Source organism: Sphingobacterium psychroaquaticum (assembly GCF_004421025.1).
Classification (GTDB): Bacteria; Bacteroidota; Bacteroidia; order Sphingobacteriales; family Sphingobacteriaceae; genus Sphingobacterium; species Sphingobacterium psychroaquaticum.
The window spans coordinates 390,179-414,823 of record NZ_CP038029.1; the positions used below are offsets into that span (position 1 = coordinate 390,179).

Genomic DNA, 24,645 nt, shown 5'->3' on the forward strand with positions numbered 1-24,645 from the left:
CTAAACATCGTGAATTAAACCTTATCTATTTATGATAATGTGTTGGTTTTTTGAAATTGACACGGCAGTGGTGTTTAGGGAAAAATGGATAGGTAAGCCTTTGACCAATTATAAAAAGAATGAAAAAACGAGTTTTAGTTATTGTTATAATTTCAATTCTGGTTGTTTTTGCTGGATTTTTTTTCGTGCAAAGTGAGACGCCAGTTGATTTTAGCGCTGATGTAAAACCTATCTTGAATAAGCATTGTATTTCTTGTCATGGCGGGGTGAAGAAAAGCGGTGGTTTTAGTTTGCTTTTTGAAAATGAAGCTTTTGCAAAAGCGGAATCTGGAAAACCGGCGATTATTAAAGGGGATGCTGAACACAGTGAGTTTTACAAGCGCTTGTTGAGTGATGATCCAGAGTTGAGGATGCCTTACAATGCACCTGCACTAGCTCCTGAGGAAATTGATATTCTGAAACGATGGATTGATGAAGGGGCCAAGTGGGGCGAGCATTGGGCTTATACCTTGCCGGAAGAAGTGACGGTACCCAAGCCTTTTTCTTTTGCCCGATTGTTGGGGATGAATCCCACTGGAATCAGCAATAACATAGACTATTTTGTTCAAGATAAATTCGATGAAAAAAAAGTTTCCTTTGCCGAAGAAGCGGACAAGCCAACGCTTTTGCGCAGGGTGTATTTAGATTTAATTGGTGTACCGCCTACGCTCGCTGAAGTCGACGCTTTCGTGAACGACGATCGGGATGATGCTTATGAGCGTCGCGTTGATAGCTTGTTGACACGTAGTCAATATGGCGAAAAATGGGCTGCCTGGTGGTTGGATATGGCACGGTATGCGGACACGAAGGGATATGAAAAAGATGGATCAAGACAGATTTGGGCTTACCGGGATTGGGTGATCAAAGCTTTTAATAAAGACATGCCTTTTGACCAATTTACCATTGAGCAGTTGGCCGGCGATTTGCTTCCGGATCCTTCTAAGGATCAGTTAATTGCTACAGCTTTTCATCGTAATACCATGAACAATGATGAAGGAGGAACAGATAGTGAAGAATTTCGTGTGGCATCTGTACTGGATCGGGTTAATACCACATATCAGGTATGGCTCAGTACAACATTTGAATGTGTACAATGTCACAGTCATACGTATGATCCGTTTAAATTTGAAGAGTATTATAAATCAGTTGCTTATTTCAATAATACCCGTGACGAAGATACACAAGGCGATCATCCGAAGTTGCGGTTCTATAAAGCCGAGGATGAAAAGCGAGTGGATAGTATTAAAAATTGGTTAGGGCACAGTGGGGCTAAGGATCTACGGCATTCTGCCGACTTGTTTCTGCATACCTTGGAGCCAAAGATTCATGCACATTATAGCGATAAACTAGTTAATGCGGCGCTCTATGATACCAAATGGCTGGGGGTGCGGCATGGAGGCAGTGCTAGACTGCGTGATGTGACACTGACCGGAAAAAAACAATTGTACTTAAACTACTGGACTTCTCTGTCGGGAGGCTTTATGGAAATACGTAAAGGCGACCTCCATGGACCTGTGGTACTACACACGGAGTTAGCGCCTACGAATGGTCGACAAGCGGTGGTGTTTGATTTGACCGACGTTGCGCAAGGTAGAGGTGATCTTTATTTGGTTTTTAAAAATGCAACAGCTGGAAAAGATCAACCTGTCTGTATGATCGAGTGGTTTGCTTTTCGGGAGGCATTGCCACCGGGACAAGAGCAATTAAAGATGCAACAGACTTTTTTGAGCTTAATCAATACCCACCCAGAGTCCGTACCCGTTATGATTGAGAATCCCGAAGAGATGAAACGGAAGACCCATATTTTTGAACGCGGGAATAGATTGACGCCAGGCAAAGAAGTCACTCCGGCCGTGCCTGCTATATTGAATGACTTTCCGAAAGGCGAGCCTAATAACAGACTGGGCTTTGCGAAGTGGATTGCGAGCGAAGAGAACCCGTTAACGGCGCGTACCTTGGTTAATCGGGTCTGGGCACAATTATTTGGGCGAGGTTTGGTGGAGCCGCTAGGGGATATGGGAACGCAAAGTAATCCGCCGATTCATCGGGCGCTTTTGGATTATCTCGCTCTTGATTTTATGCAGGCCAAGAAGTGGCAAGTAAAAGGTCTGATAAGAGAAATAGTCCTTTCTTCAACATACAAACAATCTTCGAATATGCAGACGAAGGATGCGCAAAAGGATCCAGAAAATATGTATTTCGCCCGTGGTCCTCGGTTTCGGTTATCAGCGGAACAGATTCGTGATCAAACATTGGCAGTAAGCGGTTTGCTGAGCCAGAAAATGTATGGTCCTTCGGTTATGCCTTTTCAACCAGATGGGGTTTGGATGACAGTATATAGTGGAGAATCCTGGACGAAAAGCGAAGGGGAGGATCAATACCGGCGTGGAATTTATACCTTCTTGAAGCGAACCAGTCCGTATCCTTCTTTTATTTCCTTTGATGCATCCAGCAGAGAGGTTTGTTTGGTGGATCGTATCCGTACAAATACGCCATTGCAGGCGCTCACAACACTGAATGATCCGGTATATCTGGAGGCGGCCAAACATCTGTCGCAATTGATGGAACAAGATGGAAATGGAGATACCAAACGTGCTGTCGAGGCAGGGTATAAACGTATCATGCTGAAGACGCCCACTACGGAAAAAGTCCAAGCGTTGGAAAAGCTGTACGCAAATGCGGTAAAAGATTTTGGGAAAAGACCCGAAGCAGCGGCCTTGTTCTTTGGAGATGATTCTCGTGGCCTGTCTAAGGAGAAGTTAATTCCAAAGGCGGCATTTATGGTGGTGGCGAATGCCCTGTTGAACTTAGATGAATTTTTAACCAAATCATAAGCGAGCGATGAAAAACATGGATAAGTTGTTTAAGGAGCTTGAGCAGCAGCAGTTACAAGCGGTTACGCGCCGCCATTTCCTAAAAGATTGTGTAGCGGGTATCGGGAGTATCGCCTTAGGAAGCTTTTTGGCCAGTTGCGGTGGAAATACTATGGGAGGTGGAGATGCTTTTGATCTGAATGCACTCAATCCGTTGATCCCACGGGCACCCCACTTCCCCGGAAAAGCGAAGAGCGTGATTTATCTGCATATGGCAGGAGCACCTTCACAACTGGAGCTGTTTGATTATAAACCGACGCTGCATAAATTACATAATCAGCCCTGTCCGGAATCCTTGCTTGCGGGAAAGACATTTGCATTTATTCGGGGTGTACCTAAGATGTTAGGTCCGCAAGCAACTTTTAAGCAATATGGGCAAAGTGGGGCTTGGATTTCGGATCACTTGCCACATTTCAGTCAGGTTGCCGATGATGTAAGCTTTTTAAAAGCAATCCATACGGACCAGTTTAATCACGGGCCAGCGCAACTTTTTATGCATACGGGGAGCGCACGTTTAGGTCGGCCAAGCATTGGTTCGTGGGTTACTTATGGTCTTGGATCAGAGAATAGCAATTTGCCCGGTTTTGTCGTCCTCACTTCGGGCGGAAAAACACCTGATGCGGGAAAAAGTGTTTGGGGATCCGGCTTTTTACCATCCGTTTATCAAGGTGTGCAATGTCGATCTAAAGGCGATCCTGTATTATATATTGCCGATCCGGAGGGTATGGGAAGAGATTTAAAGAAGCAGGCAATCGATGCGATCAATGAAGTTAATAAAGAGGAGTATAATACCTATAAAGATCCGGAAACCTTATCGCGTATCGCGCAGTATGAAATGGCATATAAGATGCAGGTTGCAGTACCGGAAGTGATGGATATAAGCAGTGAACCCGAATATATCCATGAGCTGTATGGTACACAACCAGGACAAGAATCTTTTGCAAATAACTGTTTGTTGGCACGTAAACTTGTTGAGCAAGGTGTTCGTTTCGTTCAACTTTTTGATTGGGGGTGGGATAGTCATGGTACCGATTCTTCCACATCGATTGATCTGGGTTTTCGGAATAAGTGTCGTGAAATCGATCGTCCCATGACGGCGTTACTTATGGATCTCAAACAGCGGGGCCTTTTGGAGGAAACACTTGTGGTCTGGGGCGGTGAGTTTGGACGTACACCGATGCAAGAGAATCGCGATAATAGTGATATGCCGTTTCTAGGTCGCGATCACCATACCGATGCGTACACCATTTGGATGGCAGGAGGAGGGGTAAAGCCCGGGATTACGTATGGTGAAACGGATGAGATTGGTTTTACTGGCGTGTCAGGAAGAGCCTCGGTGCATGATGTACATGCTACCATGCTTCATTTGCTTGGTTTTGATCATGAGAAGTTTACCTATGATTTTCAAGGGCGTCCGTTCCGTTTAACCGACGTGGAAGGAAATTTAATTAGTGCTGTTGTTTAAAAAATAATCAATGAAATATTCCTTTATTATACTCTTGATGTTGTTCTTGTGCATGACAAGTAGTGCGCAGAATCAAGACCGATTGAAAGTCAAAATCTATTGCACCAACTGGGGAATGGCAGAGCCGTGGGATAGCTTTTGTGCGAAGGTAAAAGATGCCGGATTTGATGGCATTGAAACCTGGTTGCCCGGTTCGGAGTCTGAACTCCGTGACATGAAAGCGGCACTAAAAAAACATGACTTATCCTTAGGTTTGTTGAGTGGGGGTGGAGGTCGAACCTACAGTGAATATCTCGTTAGTTTTTCCAAAAACTTAGAGACGGCGTTAGCTATGAAGCCCGATTATGTTAACTGTCATACAGGGAAAGACTATTACACCTTTGAAGAGAACAAAAAGCTAATTGATGAAGCAACAAAACTGAGTGAAAAATATGATTTGCCTGTTTACCACGAGACGCATCGTGGGCGGTTTAGCTTTGCCGCACATGTTACAAAAACATTCTTAGATCAACTTCCGAAGCTGCGTCTTGCATTGGATATTTCGCATTGGTGTAATGTTCATGAGTCCTTACTTTCGGATCAGAAAGAGACGGTGGAGCAGGCACTACAGCGAACAGGGCATATTCATGCCCGTGTTGGTCATCCGCAGGGACCGCAGGTTAACGATCCTATGGCACCAGAATGGAAGAGTACGCTGGAGCAGCACCTTGCATGGTGGGATGAAGTGGTCCGCATTCATAGAGAAAAGGGACAAAAGGTGTTGACGATAACTACGGAGTTCGGGCCAGCGGGTTATCTGCCTACTTTACCCTATACCCAGCAACCTGTCGCCAGTCAGTGGAATATTAATGTAGCGATGTTAAAAATTTTGAGAGCACGATATAACTAATGGAGCTGTTTTTGGAGGAACTAAGGGAGTTTATCGGGCGATCCCATCCGATATTTGTGCATTTGCCGATAGGTATGTTAGTGGTTGCTTTTTGTATGGCTCTTTTTGGCCGACAGGAAAAGTATCAATCTATACAACCGGCCATTCCGTTTGTTTTACTCTTAGGGAGTATCGCCGCGTTCGTAGCCGCGATCACGGGATATTTACTATCGTTACGTGGTGGTTATGATGTGAAGATATTGGGCTTTCATCAATGGCTTGGAATAGCCGTTGCGGTGATTTCCATATTCTTATATAGGCTTTATCGTGTCGCTGCAACCGAAGGTCGGGTTAAGCGATATCGATTTGCCGTGTTTAGCGTGTTGATGCTGCTCGTAGGAGTGACAGGACATTTTGGAGGGACGTTAACACATGGAGCTGGTTATTTTACGGATGCTTTGCCTACGGCGGTAAAGGATTTTTTAGGGTATAAAGTTGCAGACGTGGAACTGGCACCCATTGAAAACGTTCAAGAAGCTTTGGTGTATGAAGCTATCGTTGCCCCGATCTTGAAGCAACGGTGTCAAAGCTGTCATGGGGAACGTAAGAAAGAAGGAGGTTTGGCACTGCATTCGAAGGGGGCTATTCTTACGGGGGGCGATGGAGGCAAGGTGCTGCTGGCGGGTAAGATGACGGAGAGCGAACTGTATGCGCGATTAGTGCTGCCAGAGGGGCATGAAGGACGGATGCCCCCCAAAGGGAGAACGCCAATATCGGGTGATCAGATTAAACTCATTGGCTGGTGGATAGCGCAAGGAGCAAGTTTCTCTGGAAAGGTAAGTACCATGCAACAGCCAGCGGAAATGAAACAAGTCTTGGCTAACCTGGAAAAAGGTAAAGCAGCTGAACTTACGATGGAGTATGCCGAGCTACCCGAAGCTCCGACGTTACCTGAAGATCTAGTGAAAAGTCTTCAAGCAAGAGGCATAAAGGTGTTGCCTGTAGCTGCAAATAGCAATTATGTGGTAATTAATGCTATAAATTATCCCGAGTTTTCTGCGAAAGATATGACTGATTTGTTGCATATAAAAGAACATATCGTACAGTTGAAGTTGGGTAAAACGGCAATTAAAGATCAAGATTTAGCGAGTATGACAAAAATGCCGTATCTCCGAAAATTACACTTGGAACATACCAAGATATCGGATGAAGGCCTAAAACAACTGAAAAGTAGTCCTTCACTCGCGTATATAAATCTATTCGCGACAAATATTAGTGACGCCGGGTTAGATTATTTGGCGGAGATTAAAAGTCTTAAAAAAGTATATGCATACCAAACAAAGATAACACCTGTGGGAATTGAAGGGTTGCGAAAGAGTCATGTGGAAGCTTATGTCGATTCCGGGAAATATCAACTCCCTTTTCTAGTTTCAGATACAATTCAATACTAAACGTTAGGAAGGTATCCAAAAAGGCAATAAATTGTTATGTTGAGCATGCCTGCGGTAGGCAGGCTCGTCGAAACACACAATTTATTGCCAAAAGTGTTACTTATCCTTCGACCGCCGACCTTATCTGGAGCGGTTCCGGAGGATCGCAAAAAGAAGCGTTTTTAGATACCTTCTTATACGTTTTAATTAGTCGTTTAAACGACGAATTATTTCGATCATTTCTTTAGGTTGATTGATTAGCTGATCGAATTTGTATGACGCCAGTTCGGCTTCGGTATGTGTACCATATAAAGAACCTACGGAGTACAATACGCCTGCACTTGCTGCAGATTGTAGGTCTGATGGTGTATCTCCTAAGTTAATGACGCTTTTAGGGTCGTCAATCAGACATTTTGCCATGGCTAATTGAATCATTTCTGGAGCAGGTCGTCCATTTTTAACGTCTGAACTAGCGATGGAACAGTTGATGATATTTTCCGGTGTATTGATAAGGCTCATATACGTTCCATCCAAACCTTTATCCCATCCGAGTTTTGCTAGGATAATGTCGGTTACCTTACGGTAGAATCCAGTGGTTAGCGCGATTTTAATGCCTTGGCTACGGCAAAATTCGAAAACGTCCAGAACACCGTCATACGGTTGTGCGCCATGGGTATTGTAGTGTGCTTCTAACGTGTTACAAAAAAAATCGTAAGAGGCTTTCACCTTAGCGGAATATTCGGGGTGATCTTCACCTAATTCTTCTCTCCAAATGGTCTCAAAAACGAGTATTTTAGACCACCCCATCATACTGTTTATCTTTTCTGTTGAGATGGATAGGTTTGTCGCTTGAATAGCTTCAAAGAAACACTTTTCAACTTCACGTTCATCACGTACGGTGGTTCCGGCCATATCAAAGACGGCTAATTTAATTTTACTCATGATGTATAGATTCTTTATGTTTTACAAATGAAATGATAATAGCACAGGTCAAACAGATGACCGCAACCAGCAGAAAAATGTTGTTGGTGTTCCCGGTGTGGTCAATAAGTTTTCCAAAAAGTGGCTCTCCTATTGCCGCGAAGACATAGGCAAACATGTTCATAACGCCAGTTCCGGTCCCTACGAGTTGAGTGCCTAATAGATCGGGGCTAAAGGTCCAGAAGTTAGCTTGGGGCCCATAGACAAAGAAACCTGAGGCAAACATGAGGGTTCCGATAAGCACATGGTTGTGGATCGGGGTGAGATAGATGAGGAACGCTAAACCGCAACTGATTAGCATCCCCGCACGAATCGATTTACTTCTATTTTTACGAAATAGAATATCCGAAATGTAACCGAATGAAACAGCTCCGAATGCCATGCCAATGGGAATCAATAAAGTAAGCCACAGATTTCCATTAGACTCTTTGTAGTTGCTGCCAAGAAAATGGATTGGGACCCAGAAAATGAGCCCATATCGAGCCATACTTTGGAAGCCGATCGCGAGTGAGGCGATCATAAAACTTTTTGTTTGAAAGACTCTTTTGTATGCATCTTTCCATCCAATTTTCTCTTCTTGATCTTTTGCGCTTCTATGTGTTTTTAGGTCGTAACCTTTTAGACGTGGGTGACTGTATGCAATAAGGAGAAAGACAACCAAGGCCGCAAGTAAAAAAAGTATAGGATATCTAAATAGGGTGCGCCAGCTTTGATCTTGCTGTACAAGGAGCAAAGCCATTAAGAACGTTAATACCGAGGAGCTTCCTGCGGCCATGGTGTAAAAACCAAACGCTCGCCCCCGCTCAGCGGGCCCCCACCAGTTTGCAATCAATTTACTGCCTGCTCCCCAGGCCATTGACTGGAAATAGCCATTTAAAGTCCAAAGAACAAGAATAGACTCGTATGATGATGAAAAACTTATCGCTAGATTGCAGCAAATCGATAGAGTGCCACCCGTTAATATCATCATTTTAGGCTGTAGTCGGTCTGCCAGGTTTCCATTGATAAGCTGTCCTAATGCATAACCAAGTAACATGGAGAAGCTAATCCAACCGATTTGTTCAAAGTTTATGCCCAGTTCAGCCGACATTCCCTTTGCCGCCCATCCGAAATTGTGACGGCCTGTATAAAAGAATAAATAACAAAACATGGTGGCGAAAAGCATCGTCCATTGATCTTTTCGAAATAATTTATTGGTTTCCATGTTTGTTTACTGTGCTTTTGGGATGTATATGCCCGTGCGAATAGGTTTCTTCTGCAACGCAAAGTGAAAGGCTTCATTTGCTTCATCGAGTGGAAAATCCTGCTCAATAAGGGAGGCAAAAGGATACTTTTTTACATGTGCTAAAATAAAGTCTACAGCGAAATCAAAGTCTGCATAGTTATAGTTATGAAGTCCTTGGATGGTCAACATCTTTCGAATCACCTGCTCTGCGCTAATGCCGATTTTTGGCTGTTTGAAAACAGCGCCGACAAATACTGCTCGGCCGTATAAGGTCAAGCTATCCACACCATTTTCCATAGCCTGCGGCGAACCGCTCATATCAATGAATCGATCTACGGGATGCTCGCTGAATAAGGGGGATGGATCGGATAGTTTATTGTTGACGGTATGTGTAGCACCAAATTCTTTGGCCAGCGTAAGACGATTCTCGTCAATATCAGAGGCGATAATAACATCAGCTCCGAGCTCCTTGCACATGGCTATCGTCGTTAAGCCTAACAATCCTATACCTGCCACATGGACTGTTTTTCCGGAGAGCGATCCCGCTAGTCGAATGGCTCCTGCGGAAGTGGCTATGGCACAGTTTATTGTCGCTGCAATAGCTTGTGGGAAATCTGATGGAAGGATCCGGATATAGGTATACTTCCGAAGTATAATATGAGTCGCCAAACCTCCGTGGAAATTATCAGTCTCTGTAATTTGCCGATGCCCATATTTATAGATGTTACTGTTTTTTTGTGGTGTTTCGGTCTGGTATTCTTTACTGTTTGGGTCGCTAGAAAATACGGTCCAGGTAATTAAGTCGCCAACCTTAAGCGGAACACCACGTGCATCTTTACCGGGATGTGTTGGTGATATAGTCGCAATTGTACCAACGATTTCGTGTCCAAGAATGGTAGGACAGGGCTCTTGACGCAAACCACAGTACGTGTGGAGATCACTACCACATAAAGCAGCATATGAGATACGCACCAAAATTTCACTATCTGCTAGCGAAGGTAAAGTCGTTATTTGTTTTCTAAGCGGGGTATTTGCCCGGTCGAATACGTAATATGTTCCTGTTGTTTCCATTCTGTCTAGTAAAGATATAAAAGTTATGCAATACTAAACAATGTTTATTTATGCTATATTTTATTGAGATTAAGTTTTTGTTAAATTTTAAACCTGATGTTATCGTAAAGTTAATATAAGGAGACTTAATAATTTGGTTATCTTTCGGACATTTAAAAGAAATTTATCTAAGTTTGAAATAGGTATGGAAGATAATACAATATTTAAGATCAGTTCAAAAATTAAGGAGATCCGTAAGGAAAAGGGTATTACTATTCAGGAATTGGCTGATAGGGCTGGTGTTAGTAAAGGATTGATTTCCCAAATTGAAAACAATCGAACTGTTCCCTCACTACTGGTTTTGGTAAATATTATTAGCTCGTTGCATGTAGATTTAAATGATTTTTTCAAAGATTTTAAATCGGGAGAGGAGGCAGGTCCTATTGTCGTACGGAAGAAGACAGATTATGAACCTTTTGAAAAGGAGCAAGCGGTAGGCTTTCACTACAATCGTATTCTAACGACATCGATGGACAGCTCCATGTTGGATATTGTTTTATTAGAACTAGTTCCTGATGCGGTTCGACCTATGGTAGAAACGGAGGCATTTGAATATAAATATATTGTTAAAGGCACTGTCGAATATATCTTCCATGGTAAGACGGTGACTTTGGAAGAAGGAGACTCTATTTTCTTTGATGGCCGTCTCTCGCACACCCCCCGAAATATCGGCCGCACGAATGCATTAATGCTGATCGTGTATTTCTTCGAGCAAAACCGTAAATAAGTCGTTGTTTAAAATTTGTAAACAAAAATTAACGAATCATAAGATTTAGCTCTATAGTTAATGCAAAATTAACACTTAAGTTTACTTATATTAAAAATATGTTTATACTTTTGGTACTGCGCACGGTAATGTGCGTAACCTAATTGTAAAAGCATTAATGAAAAAACTAATTACATCTATCACCTTTTTATGCGCTGCATTTTTTGTTTTTGGTGCGCCACCTAAAGGTAAACGAATCGTTATGATTTCGCTGGACGGTATTTCTGTCGCAGGTTTTGAAAAGGCACATACCCCTAACTTGGATCGGTTAATGGCTGAAGGGTCGCTTTCCATGAGCACTAGAGTTGTGATGCCGTCCGTGACGCTTCCCAATTGGACGAGTCATCTTACAGGTAGTGGACCAGAGCAACATGGCATTGTTGATAATGGATGGCAGATCGACAAGATTAAGCTTCCATCTGTTGTTAAAGATGAGCAAGGGTATTATCCATCGGTGTTTACTGTTGTTAAAAAAGAGGTGCCTCGGATTAAAACGGCTTTTTATTATAACTGGATAAACCTATTCTATCCCCATAATAAGAAAAATTTTGATGAGGTAAGCTATTTAGACGACGACGCCTATATTCAAAATTATACGAAAGCATTTGACTTTATTGTAAAGAACAAAAAAGACCCAACATTGGTATTTCTTTATTCTGTGCATACCGATCATGCGGGGCATAAACATAAATGGATGTCCCCAGAATATATTAAATCTATTGAAGAAGCTGACATACAAATCGGTCTGTTTTTAGATAAATTAAAAAAAGAAAACCTATATGAAGATACGCATTTTATGTTCTTGTCAGACCATGGAGGAATTGAGTTTGGTCACGGTGGGGTTACGGTGGATGAAATGATCGTTCCCTGGGGTATTACCGGACCAGGAATCAAAAAAGGTTTTAAAATCGAGCAACCCAATAATACGGTCAACACGGCATCGACAATTTTATACCTGCTAGGCGTAAAACAACCCTTAGCATGGACCGGTCAGGTACCATTATCTGTCTTTAAATAGAAAAGCGACAAGATCTGTAGACCATTGTTACCGTAAAAAAAGCGACCGCCCTTGTTTGTGTAGGTGGTCGCTTCTTTTTTTATGGTACGCTTACTTTATTTGATCTGAGGTTTTATGGTATGAGCCCGCTAACGTTGCTCCTCCGGAACAATAATAATGTAATATTCCCTCATCTTGCTGGTTCAAAGGGGATATCGTAACGGATGTATCACTGAAAGTGAATAGTACCGGTTTTTCCTGTAGTAATGCTTGATAAACATTTGCTTTTACACGTTTAGCCGGTGTGGGATCCAGTGTACATGTCGGTTTTTTTACATCGGTTCTTGAGTGAACATAAACGGAAATCGTACTATCTGTTGTCGTCTCCACAGAAATCCCTACCCAATCATATCCTTTGCTTCTGTTCTGGTAGCCTTCGCTTACATAATTTCCATTAACAGCTTGTGTAGGTTCGACAGATTGTGACATACTACTGTCTGCCAGGTCGGAGGTACTTGTTGTGGAAGTCGTTTCTTTCCCAGATTGTTGGTTGCAGCTGATCAACCCCGCCAACAAAAGGCCCATTGAGGCTAGTGTTTTTAATCTGTTCATTTTACTGTATTTAAAGTATTTTAATCAGTTCAGCAAAATTTCGTCCAATTTTAAATCATATTTTAAAATCTAGGCTTAAGGTGTCACTTTGCTTTTCTCCTGTTCTAATAGATCCTGTAATTCCTTTACTATTTTAGGATGTTTATCCGCTAGATTTACCTTTTCTCCGATATCTTCTTTGAGATTGTAAAGCTGTGGTTGTTGGTTGTTGCCCAACTCCGTGTCTGTAGATGCATCGTAAGCGCGACCATTGCTGGGGGCAATATACTTCCAGTGGTCTTTAACAACGGCTAATGTGCCCGCATGTTCTATTAAATAATCACGACCTTTTTCATGCTTCCCTAGAAGTGCTGGAACGATTGGTTTACTATCGATCGCTTCTTTCGGTACAGATTGTCCAAGTAATTGAGACATAGATGCTAATAAGTCTATCTGACAAACTAAGGCGTCCGATACATGATTCCTGTTAACACCAGGTCCGCTGACAATAAAAGGGACGCGTGTGCCGCCTTCGAATATACTATATTTCCCACCTCGAAGGGGGCCTGCTGCACGATGTCCTTCGCCGCGGGCGACGGCCTCATCTTGGTAACCGTCATCAATAACCGGCCCATTATCACTAGAAAAAATGATTATGCTTTTGTCTGCAATACCTAATAACTCCAATTGATCCATGATTTTTCCGACCGTCCAATCTAATTGAAGAATGGCATCACCGCGATAACCTAAGTCGCTCTTCCCTTTAAAGAATGTTGCTGGCATACGCGGTACATGTGGTTCTGTTAAGGCAAAAAACAAGAAAAATGGTTGTGTTTTATTATCCTCAATAAACTGTTGTGCTACGGACAAGAATGTGGTGGATACTTCTTCGTCAACCCATCGCGCTTTAGTTCCTCCCGTCATATAACCGATGCGTCCGATACCGTTTACAATGGTATTGTTATGCCCTTGACCGGGGGAAGACTGCATTTTAAGGAGCTCCGGATGTTCTTTGCCCGTAGGGTCGTTGCCCACTTGTTTCTGGTAGTTAACCTGTATCGGGTCATTAGGATCTAGCCCTACTACACGGTGGTTTTCCATAAATACGGTTGGTACGCGATCGGCCGTCGCAGGAAAGATAAAAGAGTAATCAAAACCGACATCATTAGGCCCAGGTTTGATGGGTTCGTTCCAGTTTTTTTCTACTTGTGTTCCCAGACCTAGGTGCCACTTGCCAACAACTGCTGTTCGATAACCGGCTTGTTTAAAGATTTTTGGTAATGTTGGTTTGTCTGTTGGAACAATCAGTTTAGCATCGCCCGGGAGTACACCGGTGCCTTGCTGCCGCCATGGGTAGCGCCCCGTCATGAGTGCAAACCGAGATGGGGTACAAGTGGCAGAGGTGCTATGGGCATTTGTAAAGCGCGTACCGGATTTAGCTAGCCGATCTAGGTTTGGAGTTTGTATTTTCTTTGCACCATAACTGCTTACATCACCGTAACCAAGGTCATCTGCGTAGATAATTATAACATTTGGGGTATTCGTTTTCTGCTGTGCAGAGCCGATCGATATATTGAAAAATACAAGTATCCAGATAGGGAAAAGTCGACGTTGAAATATGCTGTTCTGGGTCATAATATTAGATGTATTAGGGTGTTCTAAGTTACGTATTTAGATGTGTCTCTTTGGATTATCTTTCCATCTTAGCTATTTTTAGCCAAACGATTGCACCGGTTTAAAGTCAATCTTTACGTGTCTGTTTATATCAATGTGTAGCGATACGCATTTAGAATTAAACCTTGAGCTCCTCCTCTAAGACTATTTTTTCCCCCTTTTTAAGTTGGATATATAATAGCCCATTTTTGTGGAGACTTATTTTCTTTCCTTGTTTAGCTTGAAGTTTTCCGGGATACATCAGGGTGAAGGTTCCTGGCGCTGTGGCAAGCACTTCAATGTGGGTTCGTTGACCTTTTATGCGAGCAGCGCTTACCAGAAAGCCGCCCTCTGTCCGTAGGTTTTCAAACGCAACATTTTCCCATTGTGACGGGATTGCGGGAAAGATTTCTACGTATCCTGGTTTACTCTGGATCAGTAATTCGTGTACACCTTGTGCAAAGGCGAAATTTCCTTCTAAGGTAAATGGACGGTAGGTAAAACCAGAATATTCTCCACCTTTTTGATCCCCATTTAGGTGAAAGGAGTTAACCGAACAAAAGTTGCTAGCAAATTTCTGTAAGTTGGCGACAGCCTGTTGGCTCTGTTTAGCACGAGCATGTAGGCAGGCAATCCACGAAAAAGAGTAGCCAACCCAAGCGCGTGTTCCGAGCTTTTCGAGGTGAGTAAGTGACTGTTCTATTATCGTTTTGTCTTCTATTTTGTTTATATCCAGTTGAGCAAGTGGATATATAGCCATATAGGGAGACATATGGCGGTGCGAGTGTTCCATTGGTTTATCAACGGCCACGAGCATACCTGTCTGGTTAAGTGCATATGGCGGTAACTCGGCTTTTGTAATTAACCACTTTTTTGCTTCTTCCTGTTGGCCAACTGCTTCATTGATTTCGGCTGCTGCAGAAAAAAGAAAATGTGCTAAACCTAAATCAAAATTAGTCCAGTCCGGAAACCAGGCGTTGATACTGTTATCATTGTATTCAGGACTGCTGCTCAACGGGAGATAGCGTTTCCCATTTTTAAGGAATGTAATATTCTTCAGGAAGGTGGCAGATTCGATGATATAGGGATAAGCTTGTTTTTTTAAGAATTCGGAATCCATGCTGTATTTCCACTGCCAGTAGAAGTGCTGTGCCGTCCATGCACTTACCGTAGGGGAAAGCGAATATTGTATCCAGCCGCCCATTGGGTAGCCATTGAGCGTTAATACGCCGGGAATATTTAGGCCGCTTACACCAAAATACTGTTGGGTGTATTCCAAGTTCGCTGGGCGTACTTTCCAAAGCCAGTCCGTATAGGTTTTGGCTTCTTCAAGTCTATTGGCAGTGTACGCTGGCCAGTAGCTCAGTTGTGTATTCAAGTCGTTATGGAAATCTCCTTTCCAAGGAGGGAGTCCGCCATTATCAGCTGTCCAAACGGCTTGTAGTGTAATAGCGGGAGCACCGTTTCGTGCGGAAGAGCCCAACTTGTAAAGTTCGAGATAATATTGACGTTCCAAGAGCTCATCTGGAATTTGGATGCCGGATTTTGACCAATAGTTTGCCCACCAGTTCTCATGCGTGCGGCGCAACGTAGGGGCACTGATCTGTTTTATTTCTTGGGAGAGGTCTGCCTTATTGTTGTTAGCGATGGTCCATAGTCCAATTATTTTAGTCGGTGATATCATGCGCCATTCCAGGAGCACTTCAAAGTATCGACCATCATAGGTTGTTTGGTGAATGCGTTGCTGATTGGCGGAACGTTCTATTTGTCCCCCTTTATAACCTAGGCGTGTAAGGCTCTGTCCACTTACCACGCTTACCGCTTTACCATCATCGTTTGCAGCTTGATACGTATGGGGTACCAAAGTTGGAGTGGCTAAGGTGGCTGTGGGGCCTTCGATCTCAAAGTAACCAATGGGCTGTGTTGCATGCACAAAGTTGGTGAAGATGGTGCCGTTATCAAAGGTTAAAGTATGTGTTGCGGTGTGTATATCTAGGGTATTAGAAATAACTTTGCCTAGGGAAGGTAAGTTGAATGTCAATGCTGCGGCCGGAAGCTTAGTTGGGTAAGGGTAGGTGTCATATGGACTGTCTCCCCATTTTTGAGCTGCAGCATAGGTTTTGTTTTTTACTTGTTCGGTCACCCATTCAAAAGTATGCTCCTCTATAGGAAAAGCTTTCCGTTCGTCCCATAAGTCGGCTCTATCCAATGATAAACGAATGGTGTTTTCTTTATCCCAGATAAGGGCGCCTATCATGCCGTTGCCTAGTGGGATTGCTTCGTCCCATTGCTTAGCAAGATCCTTAAAGGAAAGGTTATAGGTTTTTGATTTCTGTGCGAAAAGAGAAAGACCTATTATAGACAATACGAAAGACAGAAAGATAGATTTCATGATTAGATTTTGTAAAAGTGAGACAATATACCTTATATAGAATCTGTTGACTACAACAATTTTTCCAATTTCTGCTACTAAATTATCAAGGTTTTGGTTTCGTTTGTTTATTGATTGCGTTGCGGGTGCGAATGAAACCCCATGGTAACGAGACTGATGCCCGTCTATGTCAGCTTCCGTTTTCGGATACAGGAATGGAACGATAGGGGGCGTATCGAACGCTTTTTTAGATGGAGTACCTGTAATCGGCGATACTTGCGTATTCCTATTGTCCGATAAAGCATGATTTCTAACGGTCGTGAACCTATTAGTAAGCAATAGAGTTGAACTGGGATATCGAAGGAATGTTTAAATTGATGCCGGTGTATAGTTTGTTTTTATATTCCGAGGGTGTTTCCCCTTTGATGGATTTAAATATTTTATTGAAGTTCGATATGGAATTAAAACCGCATGCATAAGCGATATTGGTTATTTGCTCTTGGTTGCTTGCAATCAACTTGCACGCTTGACTCACCCGAACCTCGTTGACGAACTGTATAAATGTTTTTTGCGTGCGAGAGCGAAAGTAACGACAGAAAGCAGTTTTTGTAAGGTTGGCAATTTGTGCTACCTCATCTAGGGTGATTTCATTTTGATAGTTATTGAACACATGTCTGAAGATTCGATCAATCACATCGTTGTCTTTGCTGACATACGTATTCACATAGCTCGAACTGGACAGTAATTTGTACTCTTTGGTATTGATCAGTATTTCAATTAGACGGAACAAGTAAATTGTCTTCTGAAAATCATTCGCATCGACCATTTCCTGTAACAGCGTTTTTAGCTGCTGTTTTGTTTGTCCATAAAACAGTAACCCTTGTTTTGATAAGGCAATGAATTCTTCCATACTTTTGGTATTGAATAATGATTGACAGATGTGAAGAAGCCTTTCCGGGTCAAAAAATAAGGATAATGATGAAGCGTTATGCAAGGGGGAGGCGTCACGACGATCGTTATGCCATACGTGAGGTAAATTGGAGCCTATAAAGGTTAATTCATCGCTTTCAAAAGTGTCTAGATTATCACCAATGATGCGACGCCCCTCGCTTTCTACAATATATGTGATTTGACATTCCTTGTGGAAATGAAACTCTGTAGAGAAATAGGGACGATTTATTTTTCGTGTCTCAAATACATTGTTCTCCAATCCTTCGAGAACTTTCGCAAATATCGGTTTCATCAAAATTGGTTTATTTTTTTATATTTTGGTTATAATGAAGCTAATATAGCGCAAGTCTTTGTATGTACAAAGGGGTGGCGTGTTTTTGGTCAATCGATTGCGTGCTGTTAAATTTCGTTGGGCTGAAAAAAAACGTTATTAGGAATTTTGTGCTGGAGAAAGTGCGGGTTTTGGAGATGTCGCTGTTACCCGTATATTTTGATCCGTTGAAATAGAGAGACCTGCCTTGATGATGGACACAGTAAGGCAGGTCTCTCTATTTATTTTTGTATTGGAACAAGACTGATAGAGCTTATTTCAGGCAGAGCTCCCCCTTCGATAGTCTGAGCGTTTAATGTGAGGCGTACAGCTGTTTCTCCTATCGCTTGCTGCGAAATTTCTACTTGACCGATTTCAAGATCTATGAATTTTCCATTTTTATCTTTTTCCAATTTGTAAGGGACCGTATTATTGCCGAATTGGATGGTGATAGTCCCGGATTTCTCCTGATGGGGAAGATAATTCACAACAACCTTATATTGGCCTGGACGTTGTACCTTAATATCCCAATATACATGATCCGAAGTTTGTGACCAAGCGCCAATTGCATTTGGACGATTTGGATCGTGTGTATGTGCGCCGATCAACTTGATCCCGTTTGTGCCGACTAATTTGGCATTGTTGGCGGTTAGAATAATACGTCCATCTTTTTGTGTTTGTACTTGGCTTTCGAGTATTATAGGCGTTCCTTCTATTTCGGCCACAATGACCATAGGCATCTTGATATTATGCAGATCCTTTGGCAATTGTATTGTTTTCCCCGCTTTACCGTTTGTTACTTGGAGTATTTTCTTGCTCGCGAGGGGGTGAGCCTTCATGATCGGACTTTTTAGCGGTATTTCAATCTTTCCATTCGCTGGGATATCAAACACATGGAAGTATAGTTTACCCGCTTTTTGGGTGCAATATCCCCAGTCTAAAGCTGGAAATGGACTTGCTTCGCTGCCATATATGGCATCATGGTTAACATCCATCCAATGTCCAATCTCAGTTAGTAATTTAGTCGCCTGTGGCGGAATTGCTCCTTCTGCATCTGGACCAACATTGAGCAAGAAATTACCACCTTTGCTAACTGTTTCAATAAATAGACGCATCATTTTGTCAAACGATTTCCAGTTTTGATCATGCGCGCTATAGCCATAACTTTCGTTCATGGTATGGCTAACCTCCCAATCCATACCGGGTAGACCCGTTGGTGGAATATATTTTTCGGGTGTACCAATATCACCATTTTTATTCTCCAGGCCATCCCAAAATCTATTGTTTACGATGATTTGGGGCTGCCATGTTATAAGATCGGTAAGAATCTGTTTAGTACCCCAGCTCTCACCCTGATGTTTTTTACTACTGAAATCCAACCATAGGACATCTAATCCACCATAGTTGTTTGCTAATTCCTTGATTTGTCCATAAAGGTATTTTTTGTATGCTTCGTGGTCCGGTTTGTATCCGGTAGGGTTTGGGTTTAGGTACGAGAGACCTTCATACGAGTCAGGGTGCTGCCAATCCAATAAGGAATAATATGCGCCCGCTTTCAGTCCCTTTGTTCTAAAGGCGTTGACGACCTCTCCATACAGATCACTTCCTGCTGGTGATATATTTGTTCCGCCCGTTACATCATTGTGCACGGAATAGGGCTGCTGACTATTGAAAATTGAAAAACCCTCATGATGTCTCGAGGTAATAATTACATATTTCATTCCCGCTCTTTCAGCAAGTGATGCCCAAGCGTTGGCATCAAATTTTGAAGCTGTAAACTTAGGCTTTAATACCTGTGCATATGGTTTGCTCTCTACTTTCGCCCAGGCTTGTATCCACTCTGCATAGTGTTGTGGATATTGTTTGCCATCCCAGCTTCCTCCCGCCGCACTGTATAGCCCCCAGTGAATGAACATCCCGAAACGAGCTTCGCGAAACCATTCCAACCGTTCTTTCTTGGTCGATTCCCACCCTGGGACACCTTCGTATGGTACCGAAGTCTCTTGGCTATTGGCACAAAAGGAGAGTCCTGTAAAGATGGTGGCTAGCGTAATTTTTTTTAATAGGTTCATGTTTTAAGATCTCGGTTTTAATAGTGAAGCAAGTAGCCATGATTAATTAGGTTTAGACAACGGTCTGCCTTTCGATTAAATAGTGTTTCTATTTGAAAACGAGGATGGAGACTGTTCTAAATATTTACAAGATAGGAGATTATATTTATTGACAAAAGATAAGCCTAAAAGCAATCGATTGTTTAAGTTTTAAATAGATATAGAGCTGTTCGGTATAAGGCCTTCCATATTTTATGAAAAATAAGTAGTTTTTTTATGTATTTCGTGACGATATCTACATGACAGTACATAACAGTTATTTGGCTTATAAATTCTAATTTTCATTTCGATTTCACATCGTATTAAACCTAGTTTATTTTTTATGAATGCATTAGCGGGCGTTTTGTTTCATTTCATTGGAGGGTTTGCCTCTGGAAGTTTTTATGTTCCTTATAAAAAAGTTAAAGGATGGTCCTGGGAGTCCATGTGGATTCTGGGCGGATTATTTTCTTGGATCCTTGTTCCTCCCTTAGCCGCTTATATTACCATTCCTAACTTCATGGACATCATTCGGGATACGGATGTGTCCGTTGTCGGGTATACCTTCCTGTTTGGTCTGCTATGGGGGATTGGCGGATTGACCTACGGCTTGGGTGTCCGTTACCTTGGTGTTTCTTTGGGTAGCAGCATTATGTTGGGTTTGAGTATGGTATTGGGTGCGCTCATGCCGGCTTTCTATTACTTTGTGAACCCATCCCCCGGAAAGCATGGTATCGATTATTTTTTCTCCACGACATCAGGCCTTTGTGTGATGGTTGGTCTCTTGGTCTGTCTCTTGGGGGTGTATCTCTGTGGTAAAGCCGGGATGCTCAAAGAAAAAGGTTTGAGTAAGCTGTCTGGAAAAGCGGAAACAGAGTACAATTTTGGCGTAGGTATCGTTGTAGCGATTGTGTCAGGGATGTTGAGTGCTTGTTTCAATTTTGGTATTGAATCCGGAAAACCGATGGCCGATGTTGCGAACCAATTATGGAAGAGTCTGAATCCGGGACAGGGAGAGTTTCTTTACCAAAACAACGTCACCTACGTGGTTATACTATGGGGTGGTTTTACGACCAATTTTATATGGTGTACCTATCTTCTTATTAAGAACAAAACATACGCTGACTATGGCAAACCGTCGGCGCCAAACGGTAAGAATTTACTCTTTAGTGCGCTGGCAGGAACAACGTGGTATCTCCAATTTTTCTTCTACGGCATGGGTGAAAGTCGACTAGGCAATGGTGCCAGTTCATGGATTCTACACATGGCGTTCATTATTTTGATATCCAACGCTTGGGGGATTATCCTGAAGGAATGGAAAGGAGTTAGTAGGCCCACTTCTCGTGCTATTGTATGGGGTATTGTAACGATTATCCTGTCGATTTGTATCGTAGGATTAGCAAAAACATTAGAGTAATAACACATAGATATATGCAATTAGATACATTTAAACATGTTGAATACCTCTGGGATGAGGACAAGGCAAAGTCGCTCGAAGGTGATGAGGTAGCTTTACTTTTATATAGATCCAATTTATTGGGGTCCGATTTACGCATTACCAATTATGGTGGAGGAAATACATCCTGCAAGACGAATGATAAAGACCCTTTGACAGGCGAGTCTGTAGAGGTGATGTGGATTAAAGGGTCAGGTGGTGATATTGGCACACTAAAGAAGTCGGGCTTAGCGGCATTGTATGTCGAGCGGTTACGTAGCTTGGAGAAAGTGTACCGCGGCATGGACCATGAAGATGAAATGGTAGAACTTTTTAACCATTGTATCTTTGACTTGAGTTCTAAGGCTCCATCGATAGACACGCCATTGCATGGCTTTTTACCCTTTAAACATATCGATCATTTACATCCGGACGCAGCTATCGCTATTGCGGCCGCTAAAGATGGGAAGAAGATAACCCAGGAATTATTTCATGGTACAATAGGATGGGTAGATTGGCAGAAACCAGGTTTTGATCTTGGGCTACAACTTCGGTCCTGTTTGGAAGAGAACCCCGGGATACGAGGTATTATGCTGGGCTCTCATGGTTTATTCACTTGGGGAGATACGGCATATGAATGCTATGTTAATTCCCTAGAAGTGATTGAAGCGTGCGCTTCCTACCTAGAGAAAAATTATGGAAAGACACGTCCAGTTTTCGGTGGTCCGAAAGAAACGAGCTTATCCGCTGAGGAGCGGTTGAGCCAAGCGGCTAAATTAGCGCCAATCTTGCGTGGGTTCTGTTCCAGTGAGCGACATATGATAGGTCATTTTACCGATGATGAACGCGTATTGGAGTTTATTAATTCCAATGATTTAGAACGTTTAGCACCGCTTGGAACAAGTTGTCCGGATCATTTTTTACGGACTAAAATCCAACCCTTAGTACTAACGCTGGAAAAAGGTGAGGATCTTTCCGATGTGGAAGCGATAAAAGAACGGTTGAACCCATTGTTTGAAGACTATCGAGCGATGTATACCGCGTATTATGAAAGCTGTAAACACCCGAATAGTCCCGCTATCCGAGATCGGAATCCAGTTATTATTTTGTTCCCTGGCGTAGGGATGTTTGCTTTCGCGAAAGACAAACAAACGGCTCGTGTGGCGGCAGAATTCTACATCAATGCTATTAATGTGATGAAAGGAGCCGAGGCTGTTAGTACATATACAGCATTGCCACGTCAGGAAGCGTTCAATATTGAATATTGGTTGCTAGAAGAGGCAAAACTACAGCGAATGCCTAAACCGAAAGCGCTATCGGGTAAGGTCGCATTGGTAACCGGGAGTGCTGGAGGTATTGGCAAGGCGATTGCGAAACGTTTTGCTAGTGAGGGGGCTGTGGTGGTACTCAATGATCTTAACGAAGATCGATTAGCGGATGCTAAAGCAGAATTTGTTAGCCTATTTGGACAGGATGCAGTTACAACTGCAACATTGGATGTAACGAATCAGGAGCAGATCGAAGGAGCGTTTACGGCGGCGGCTTTGGCATTTGGAGGCGTAGATATTGTGGTTAATAATGCTGGGCTTTCAATCTCTAAAACCATTGAAGATCATACCCAGAAAGATTGGGATTTGTTGTACGATGTTTTGGCCAAAGGTCAGTTTTTGGTGACGCAAGCTTCGACAAAAGTTTTAAAAGCTCAAGCAATCGGTGGTGATATTGTTAACATTGTGAGCAAGAATGCGTTGGTGAGTGGACCAAATAATGCAGGATACGGCAGTGCTAAGGCCGCGCAGCTGCACCTAAGTCGTCTAAATGCTGCGGAGCTCGGTGCGGCCAAAATCCGTGTAAATGTGGTGAATCCGGATGCGGTAATTTCAGATAGTAATATTTGGGCCGGCGGTTGGGCGGAAGGTCGCGCCAAAGCATATGGTATCACAGTAGAGGAGCTACCTGCCTATTATGCGAAACGCACATTGCTTAATGAAATAATACTACCGGAGGACATCGCAAATGCTTGTTTTGCCTTTGTTGGTGGGGATTTGCACAAATCAACAGGTAATGTGCTTAATGTTGATGGTGGTGTCGCCATGGCATTTGTACGTTAATATTTTACATGGCGTTTTATCGAATATCATAAAGTATAGTTTTTATATTTACGGGTGTCTGATAAAACGCTATCTACCTAACCTTATTTATGTGAAAAGATGAAAATAGAAAAATCAATTATAGATCAACATAATCAGGGACTACAAGAACGTCATCAACGCGCTTTTGATTTTGTTTCTTCCGATGTGGATAATATCGACGATATCCTGGAAAAGTTACAACGTTTTCAGATTGCTATTCCTAGCTGGGCACTTGGTACAGGAGGAACGCGATTTGGTCGCTTTTCCGGTCAGGGTGAGCCCGGAAGCTTGGAGCAAAAAATCGAAGATGTGGGGTTATTGCATGCATTGAATCAGTCCAGCGGTGCCATCTCCTTACATATCCCCTGGGATATTCCTCAAAATGCAGAAGAAATAAAAGCGTTGGCTACTTCTTATGGATTGAAGTTTGATGCCATGAATTCCAATACGTTTCAAGATCAAGCGGGGCAAGCTTATAGCTATAAATTTGGCTCCTTACAGCACGTAGATCCCAATGTGCGGAAACAGGCTGTTGCGCATAACATCGAAGTCATAAAACATGGGATCGCGCTTGGCTCAAAGGCATTAACGGTATGGCTTGCTGATGGTTCTTCTTTTCCGGGACAATTGAATTTTAGAGAAGCTTTTCAGAACACATTAGAGAGCTTAAAAGAGATATACGCGCACTTGCCAGCGGATTGGAAATTATTTGTAGAGTATAAAGCATTTGAACCAAACTTTTATTCAACAACTATCGCTGATTGGGGGCAATCCTTGCTTTTAGCCAACAAATTAGGTGATAAAGCATATACCTTAGTCGATTTAGGCCATCATTTACCCAATGCAAATATCGAACAGATTGTATCGCTCTTGCTGATGGAGGGTAAATTGGCGGGCTTCCATTTTAATGACAGCAAGTATGCGGATGATGATCTTACAGCAGGGGCTATTCGTCCGTATCAGTTGTTCCTTATTTTTAATGAGTTAGTTGATGGGATGGATGTTCGAGGGATTGATCATGCAACTGGATTAGGCTGGATGATTGATGCGTCGCATAATCTTAAAGATCCTTTGGCCGATTTGTTACAGTCTGTTGAAGCCATAAAAATTGCCTATGCACAAGCCTTATTGGTGGATCGGACAGCACTAAAAGAGGCACAACAGCAGAATGATGTTGTGCGTGCGCAAGAGATTCTTCAGCAAGCGTACCGAACTGATGTGCGTGCTATCGTGGCGGAATCACGTTTGCGAAGTGGCGCTGCATTGGATCCCATTGGCTTGTTCCGCGCACTGGATGTTAGAAAGAAATTGATTGCGGAACGTGGTATGAATTCCGTTGCAACGGGATTATAGGGATT

17 protein-coding genes are annotated in these 24,645 nt (G+C 42.7%); 9 read left to right on the top strand and 8 right to left on the bottom strand.

Going from position 1 to position 24,645, the window contains the following annotated elements; all coding sequences use genetic code 11:
• The first annotated feature begins 119 nt into the window (after nucleotides 1–119).
• From E2P86_RS01650 to E2P86_RS01665, 4 genes are read left to right on the top strand one after another with little or no spacing between them, the layout of a single operon-like run.
• On the top strand, nucleotides 120–2,873 hold the full coding sequence (locus E2P86_RS01650) for a DUF1553 domain-containing protein (RefSeq protein WP_134430310.1): 2,754 nt from the start codon (nucleotides 120–122) through the stop codon (nucleotides 2,871–2,873).
• A 16-nt stretch (nucleotides 2,874–2,889) separates the two neighbouring features.
• Nucleotides 2,890–4,377 (top strand): DUF1501 domain-containing protein, encoded by a 1,488-nt coding sequence (locus E2P86_RS01655; protein WP_240775553.1) that lies wholly within the window; start codon nucleotides 2,890–2,892, stop codon nucleotides 4,375–4,377.
• A gap of 10 nt (nucleotides 4,378–4,387) precedes the next feature.
• Nucleotides 4,388–5,266: a sugar phosphate isomerase/epimerase family protein gene (locus E2P86_RS01660; protein ID WP_134430316.1), complete on the top strand. Its 879-nt coding sequence runs from the start codon at nucleotides 4,388–4,390 to the stop codon at nucleotides 5,264–5,266.
• Nucleotides 5,266–6,696, top strand: coding sequence for a c-type cytochrome domain-containing protein (locus E2P86_RS01665; protein WP_134430319.1), 1,431 nt, complete (start codon nucleotides 5,266–5,268; stop codon nucleotides 6,694–6,696). The genes E2P86_RS01660 and E2P86_RS01665 overlap by 1 nt, the downstream gene beginning before the upstream one ends.
• A gap of 186 nt (nucleotides 6,697–6,882) precedes the next feature.
• On the opposite strand, the gene E2P86_RS01670 is transcribed toward E2P86_RS01665, so the two are convergent.
• The 3 genes from E2P86_RS01670 to E2P86_RS01680 are packed head-to-tail and all read right to left on the bottom strand — an operon-like array spanning nucleotide 6,883 to nucleotide 9,952.
• Complete coding sequence (locus tag E2P86_RS01670) at nucleotides 6,883–7,617, bottom strand: HAD family hydrolase (protein ID WP_134430322.1); 735 nt, start codon at nucleotides 7,615–7,617, stop codon at nucleotides 6,883–6,885.
• Nucleotides 7,610–8,860, bottom strand: coding sequence for an MFS transporter (locus E2P86_RS01675; RefSeq protein ID WP_240775554.1), 1,251 nt, complete (start codon nucleotides 8,858–8,860; stop codon nucleotides 7,610–7,612). The genes E2P86_RS01670 and E2P86_RS01675 overlap by 8 nt, the downstream gene beginning before the upstream one ends.
• Before the next feature lie 6 nt (nucleotides 8,861–8,866).
• Nucleotides 8,867–9,952, bottom strand: coding sequence for a zinc-binding dehydrogenase (locus E2P86_RS01680; RefSeq protein ID WP_134430325.1), 1,086 nt, complete (start codon nucleotides 9,950–9,952; stop codon nucleotides 8,867–8,869).
• A 184-nt stretch (nucleotides 9,953–10,136) separates the two neighbouring features.
• Between E2P86_RS01680 and E2P86_RS01685 the strand changes: the two genes are divergently transcribed.
• Together E2P86_RS01685 and E2P86_RS01690 are read left to right on the top strand one after the other, a co-directional pair.
• Nucleotides 10,137–10,718, top strand: coding sequence for a helix-turn-helix domain-containing protein (locus tag E2P86_RS01685; RefSeq protein ID WP_134430327.1), 582 nt, complete (start codon nucleotides 10,137–10,139; stop codon nucleotides 10,716–10,718).
• A 157-nt stretch (nucleotides 10,719–10,875) separates the two neighbouring features.
• Complete coding sequence (locus E2P86_RS01690; protein ID WP_134430330.1) at nucleotides 10,876–11,775, top strand: alkaline phosphatase family protein; 900 nt, start codon at nucleotides 10,876–10,878, stop codon at nucleotides 11,773–11,775.
• 90 nt (nucleotides 11,776–11,865) lie between these two features.
• Here E2P86_RS01690 and E2P86_RS01695 read toward each other — a convergent pair whose 3' ends face one another.
• The 5 genes from E2P86_RS01695 to E2P86_RS01715 all read right to left on the bottom strand — a co-directional run bounded on the left by E2P86_RS01695 (nucleotide 11,866) and on the right by E2P86_RS01715 (nucleotide 19,702).
• On the bottom strand, nucleotides 11,866–12,366 hold the full coding sequence (locus E2P86_RS01695) for a hypothetical protein (protein ID WP_134430333.1): 501 nt from the start codon (nucleotides 12,364–12,366) through the stop codon (nucleotides 11,866–11,868).
• Nucleotides 12,367–12,441: 75 nt separating this feature from the next.
• Nucleotides 12,442–13,980: a sulfatase family protein gene (locus tag E2P86_RS01700; RefSeq protein ID WP_134430335.1), complete on the bottom strand. Its 1,539-nt coding sequence runs from the start codon at nucleotides 13,978–13,980 to the stop codon at nucleotides 12,442–12,444.
• A gap of 157 nt (nucleotides 13,981–14,137) precedes the next feature.
• Complete coding sequence (locus E2P86_RS01705; protein WP_134430338.1) at nucleotides 14,138–16,390, bottom strand: glycosyl hydrolase family 95 catalytic domain-containing protein; 2,253 nt, start codon at nucleotides 16,388–16,390, stop codon at nucleotides 14,138–14,140.
• Between the two features lie 307 nt (nucleotides 16,391–16,697).
• Nucleotides 16,698–17,612: an AraC family transcriptional regulator gene (locus E2P86_RS01710; protein WP_085472439.1), complete on the bottom strand. Its 915-nt coding sequence runs from the start codon at nucleotides 17,610–17,612 to the stop codon at nucleotides 16,698–16,700.
• 260 nt (nucleotides 17,613–17,872) lie between these two features.
• On the bottom strand, nucleotides 17,873–19,702 hold the full coding sequence (locus E2P86_RS01715) for an alpha-L-fucosidase (protein WP_134430341.1): 1,830 nt from the start codon (nucleotides 19,700–19,702) through the stop codon (nucleotides 17,873–17,875).
• A gap of 361 nt (nucleotides 19,703–20,063) precedes the next feature.
• On the opposite strand from E2P86_RS01715, the gene rhaT reads away from it, so the two are divergent.
• The 3 genes from rhaT (at nucleotide 20,064) to E2P86_RS01730 (ending at nucleotide 24,640) form a co-directional block, all read left to right on the top strand.
• Complete coding sequence (gene rhaT, locus E2P86_RS01720; RefSeq protein ID WP_085472437.1) at nucleotides 20,064–21,137, top strand: L-rhamnose/proton symporter RhaT; 1,074 nt, start codon at nucleotides 20,064–20,066, stop codon at nucleotides 21,135–21,137.
• A 14-nt stretch (nucleotides 21,138–21,151) separates the two neighbouring features.
• Nucleotides 21,152–23,266, top strand: a complete 2,115-nt coding sequence (locus tag E2P86_RS01725) for a bifunctional aldolase/short-chain dehydrogenase (protein ID WP_085472436.1) — start codon at nucleotides 21,152–21,154, stop codon at nucleotides 23,264–23,266.
• Between the two features lie 99 nt (nucleotides 23,267–23,365).
• Nucleotides 23,366–24,640, top strand: a complete 1,275-nt coding sequence (locus tag E2P86_RS01730) for a TIM barrel protein (RefSeq protein ID WP_085472435.1) — start codon at nucleotides 23,366–23,368, stop codon at nucleotides 24,638–24,640.
• Nucleotides 24,641–24,645: the final 5 nt, after the last annotated feature.

What these genes read in the sequence shown, in the direction of transcription:
- E2P86_RS01650 (WP_134430310.1), top strand. Translation starts at nt 120, where the DNA reads ATGAAAAAACGAGTTTTAGTTATTGTTATAATTTCAATTCTGGTTGTT.
- E2P86_RS01715 (WP_134430341.1), bottom strand. Translation starts at nt 19,702, where the DNA reads ATGAACCTATTAAAAAAAATTACGCTAGCCACCATCTTTACAGGACTC.
- E2P86_RS01680 (WP_134430325.1), bottom strand. Translation starts at nt 9,952, where the DNA reads ATGGAAACAACAGGAACATATTACGTATTCGACCGGGCAAATACCCCG.
- E2P86_RS01730 (WP_085472435.1), top strand. Translation starts at nt 23,366, where the DNA reads ATGAAAATAGAAAAATCAATTATAGATCAACATAATCAGGGACTACAA.
- E2P86_RS01685 (WP_134430327.1), top strand. Translation starts at nt 10,137, where the DNA reads ATGGAAGATAATACAATATTTAAGATCAGTTCAAAAATTAAGGAGATC.
- E2P86_RS01695 (WP_134430333.1), bottom strand. Translation starts at nt 12,366, where the DNA reads ATGAACAGATTAAAAACACTAGCCTCAATGGGCCTTTTGTTGGCGGGG.
- E2P86_RS01675 (WP_240775554.1), bottom strand. Translation starts at nt 8,860, where the DNA reads ATGGAAACCAATAAATTATTTCGAAAAGATCAATGGACGATGCTTTTC.
- E2P86_RS01665 (WP_134430319.1), top strand. Translation starts at nt 5,266, where the DNA reads ATGGAGCTGTTTTTGGAGGAACTAAGGGAGTTTATCGGGCGATCCCAT.
- rhaT (WP_085472437.1), top strand. Translation starts at nt 20,064, where the DNA reads ATGAATGCATTAGCGGGCGTTTTGTTTCATTTCATTGGAGGGTTTGCC.
- E2P86_RS01710 (WP_085472439.1), bottom strand. Translation starts at nt 17,612, where the DNA reads ATGAAACCGATATTTGCGAAAGTTCTCGAAGGATTGGAGAACAATGTA.
- E2P86_RS01660 (WP_134430316.1), top strand. Translation starts at nt 4,388, where the DNA reads ATGAAATATTCCTTTATTATACTCTTGATGTTGTTCTTGTGCATGACA.
- E2P86_RS01700 (WP_134430335.1), bottom strand. Translation starts at nt 13,980, where the DNA reads ATGACCCAGAACAGCATATTTCAACGTCGACTTTTCCCTATCTGGATA.
- E2P86_RS01725 (WP_085472436.1), top strand. Translation starts at nt 21,152, where the DNA reads ATGCAATTAGATACATTTAAACATGTTGAATACCTCTGGGATGAGGAC.
- E2P86_RS01670 (WP_134430322.1), bottom strand. Translation starts at nt 7,617, where the DNA reads ATGAGTAAAATTAAATTAGCCGTCTTTGATATGGCCGGAACCACCGTA.
- E2P86_RS01690 (WP_134430330.1), top strand. Translation starts at nt 10,876, where the DNA reads ATGAAAAAACTAATTACATCTATCACCTTTTTATGCGCTGCATTTTTT.
- E2P86_RS01705 (WP_134430338.1), bottom strand. Translation starts at nt 16,390, where the DNA reads ATGAAATCTATCTTTCTGTCTTTCGTATTGTCTATAATAGGTCTTTCT.
- E2P86_RS01655 (WP_240775553.1), top strand. Translation starts at nt 2,890, where the DNA reads ATGGATAAGTTGTTTAAGGAGCTTGAGCAGCAGCAGTTACAAGCGGTT.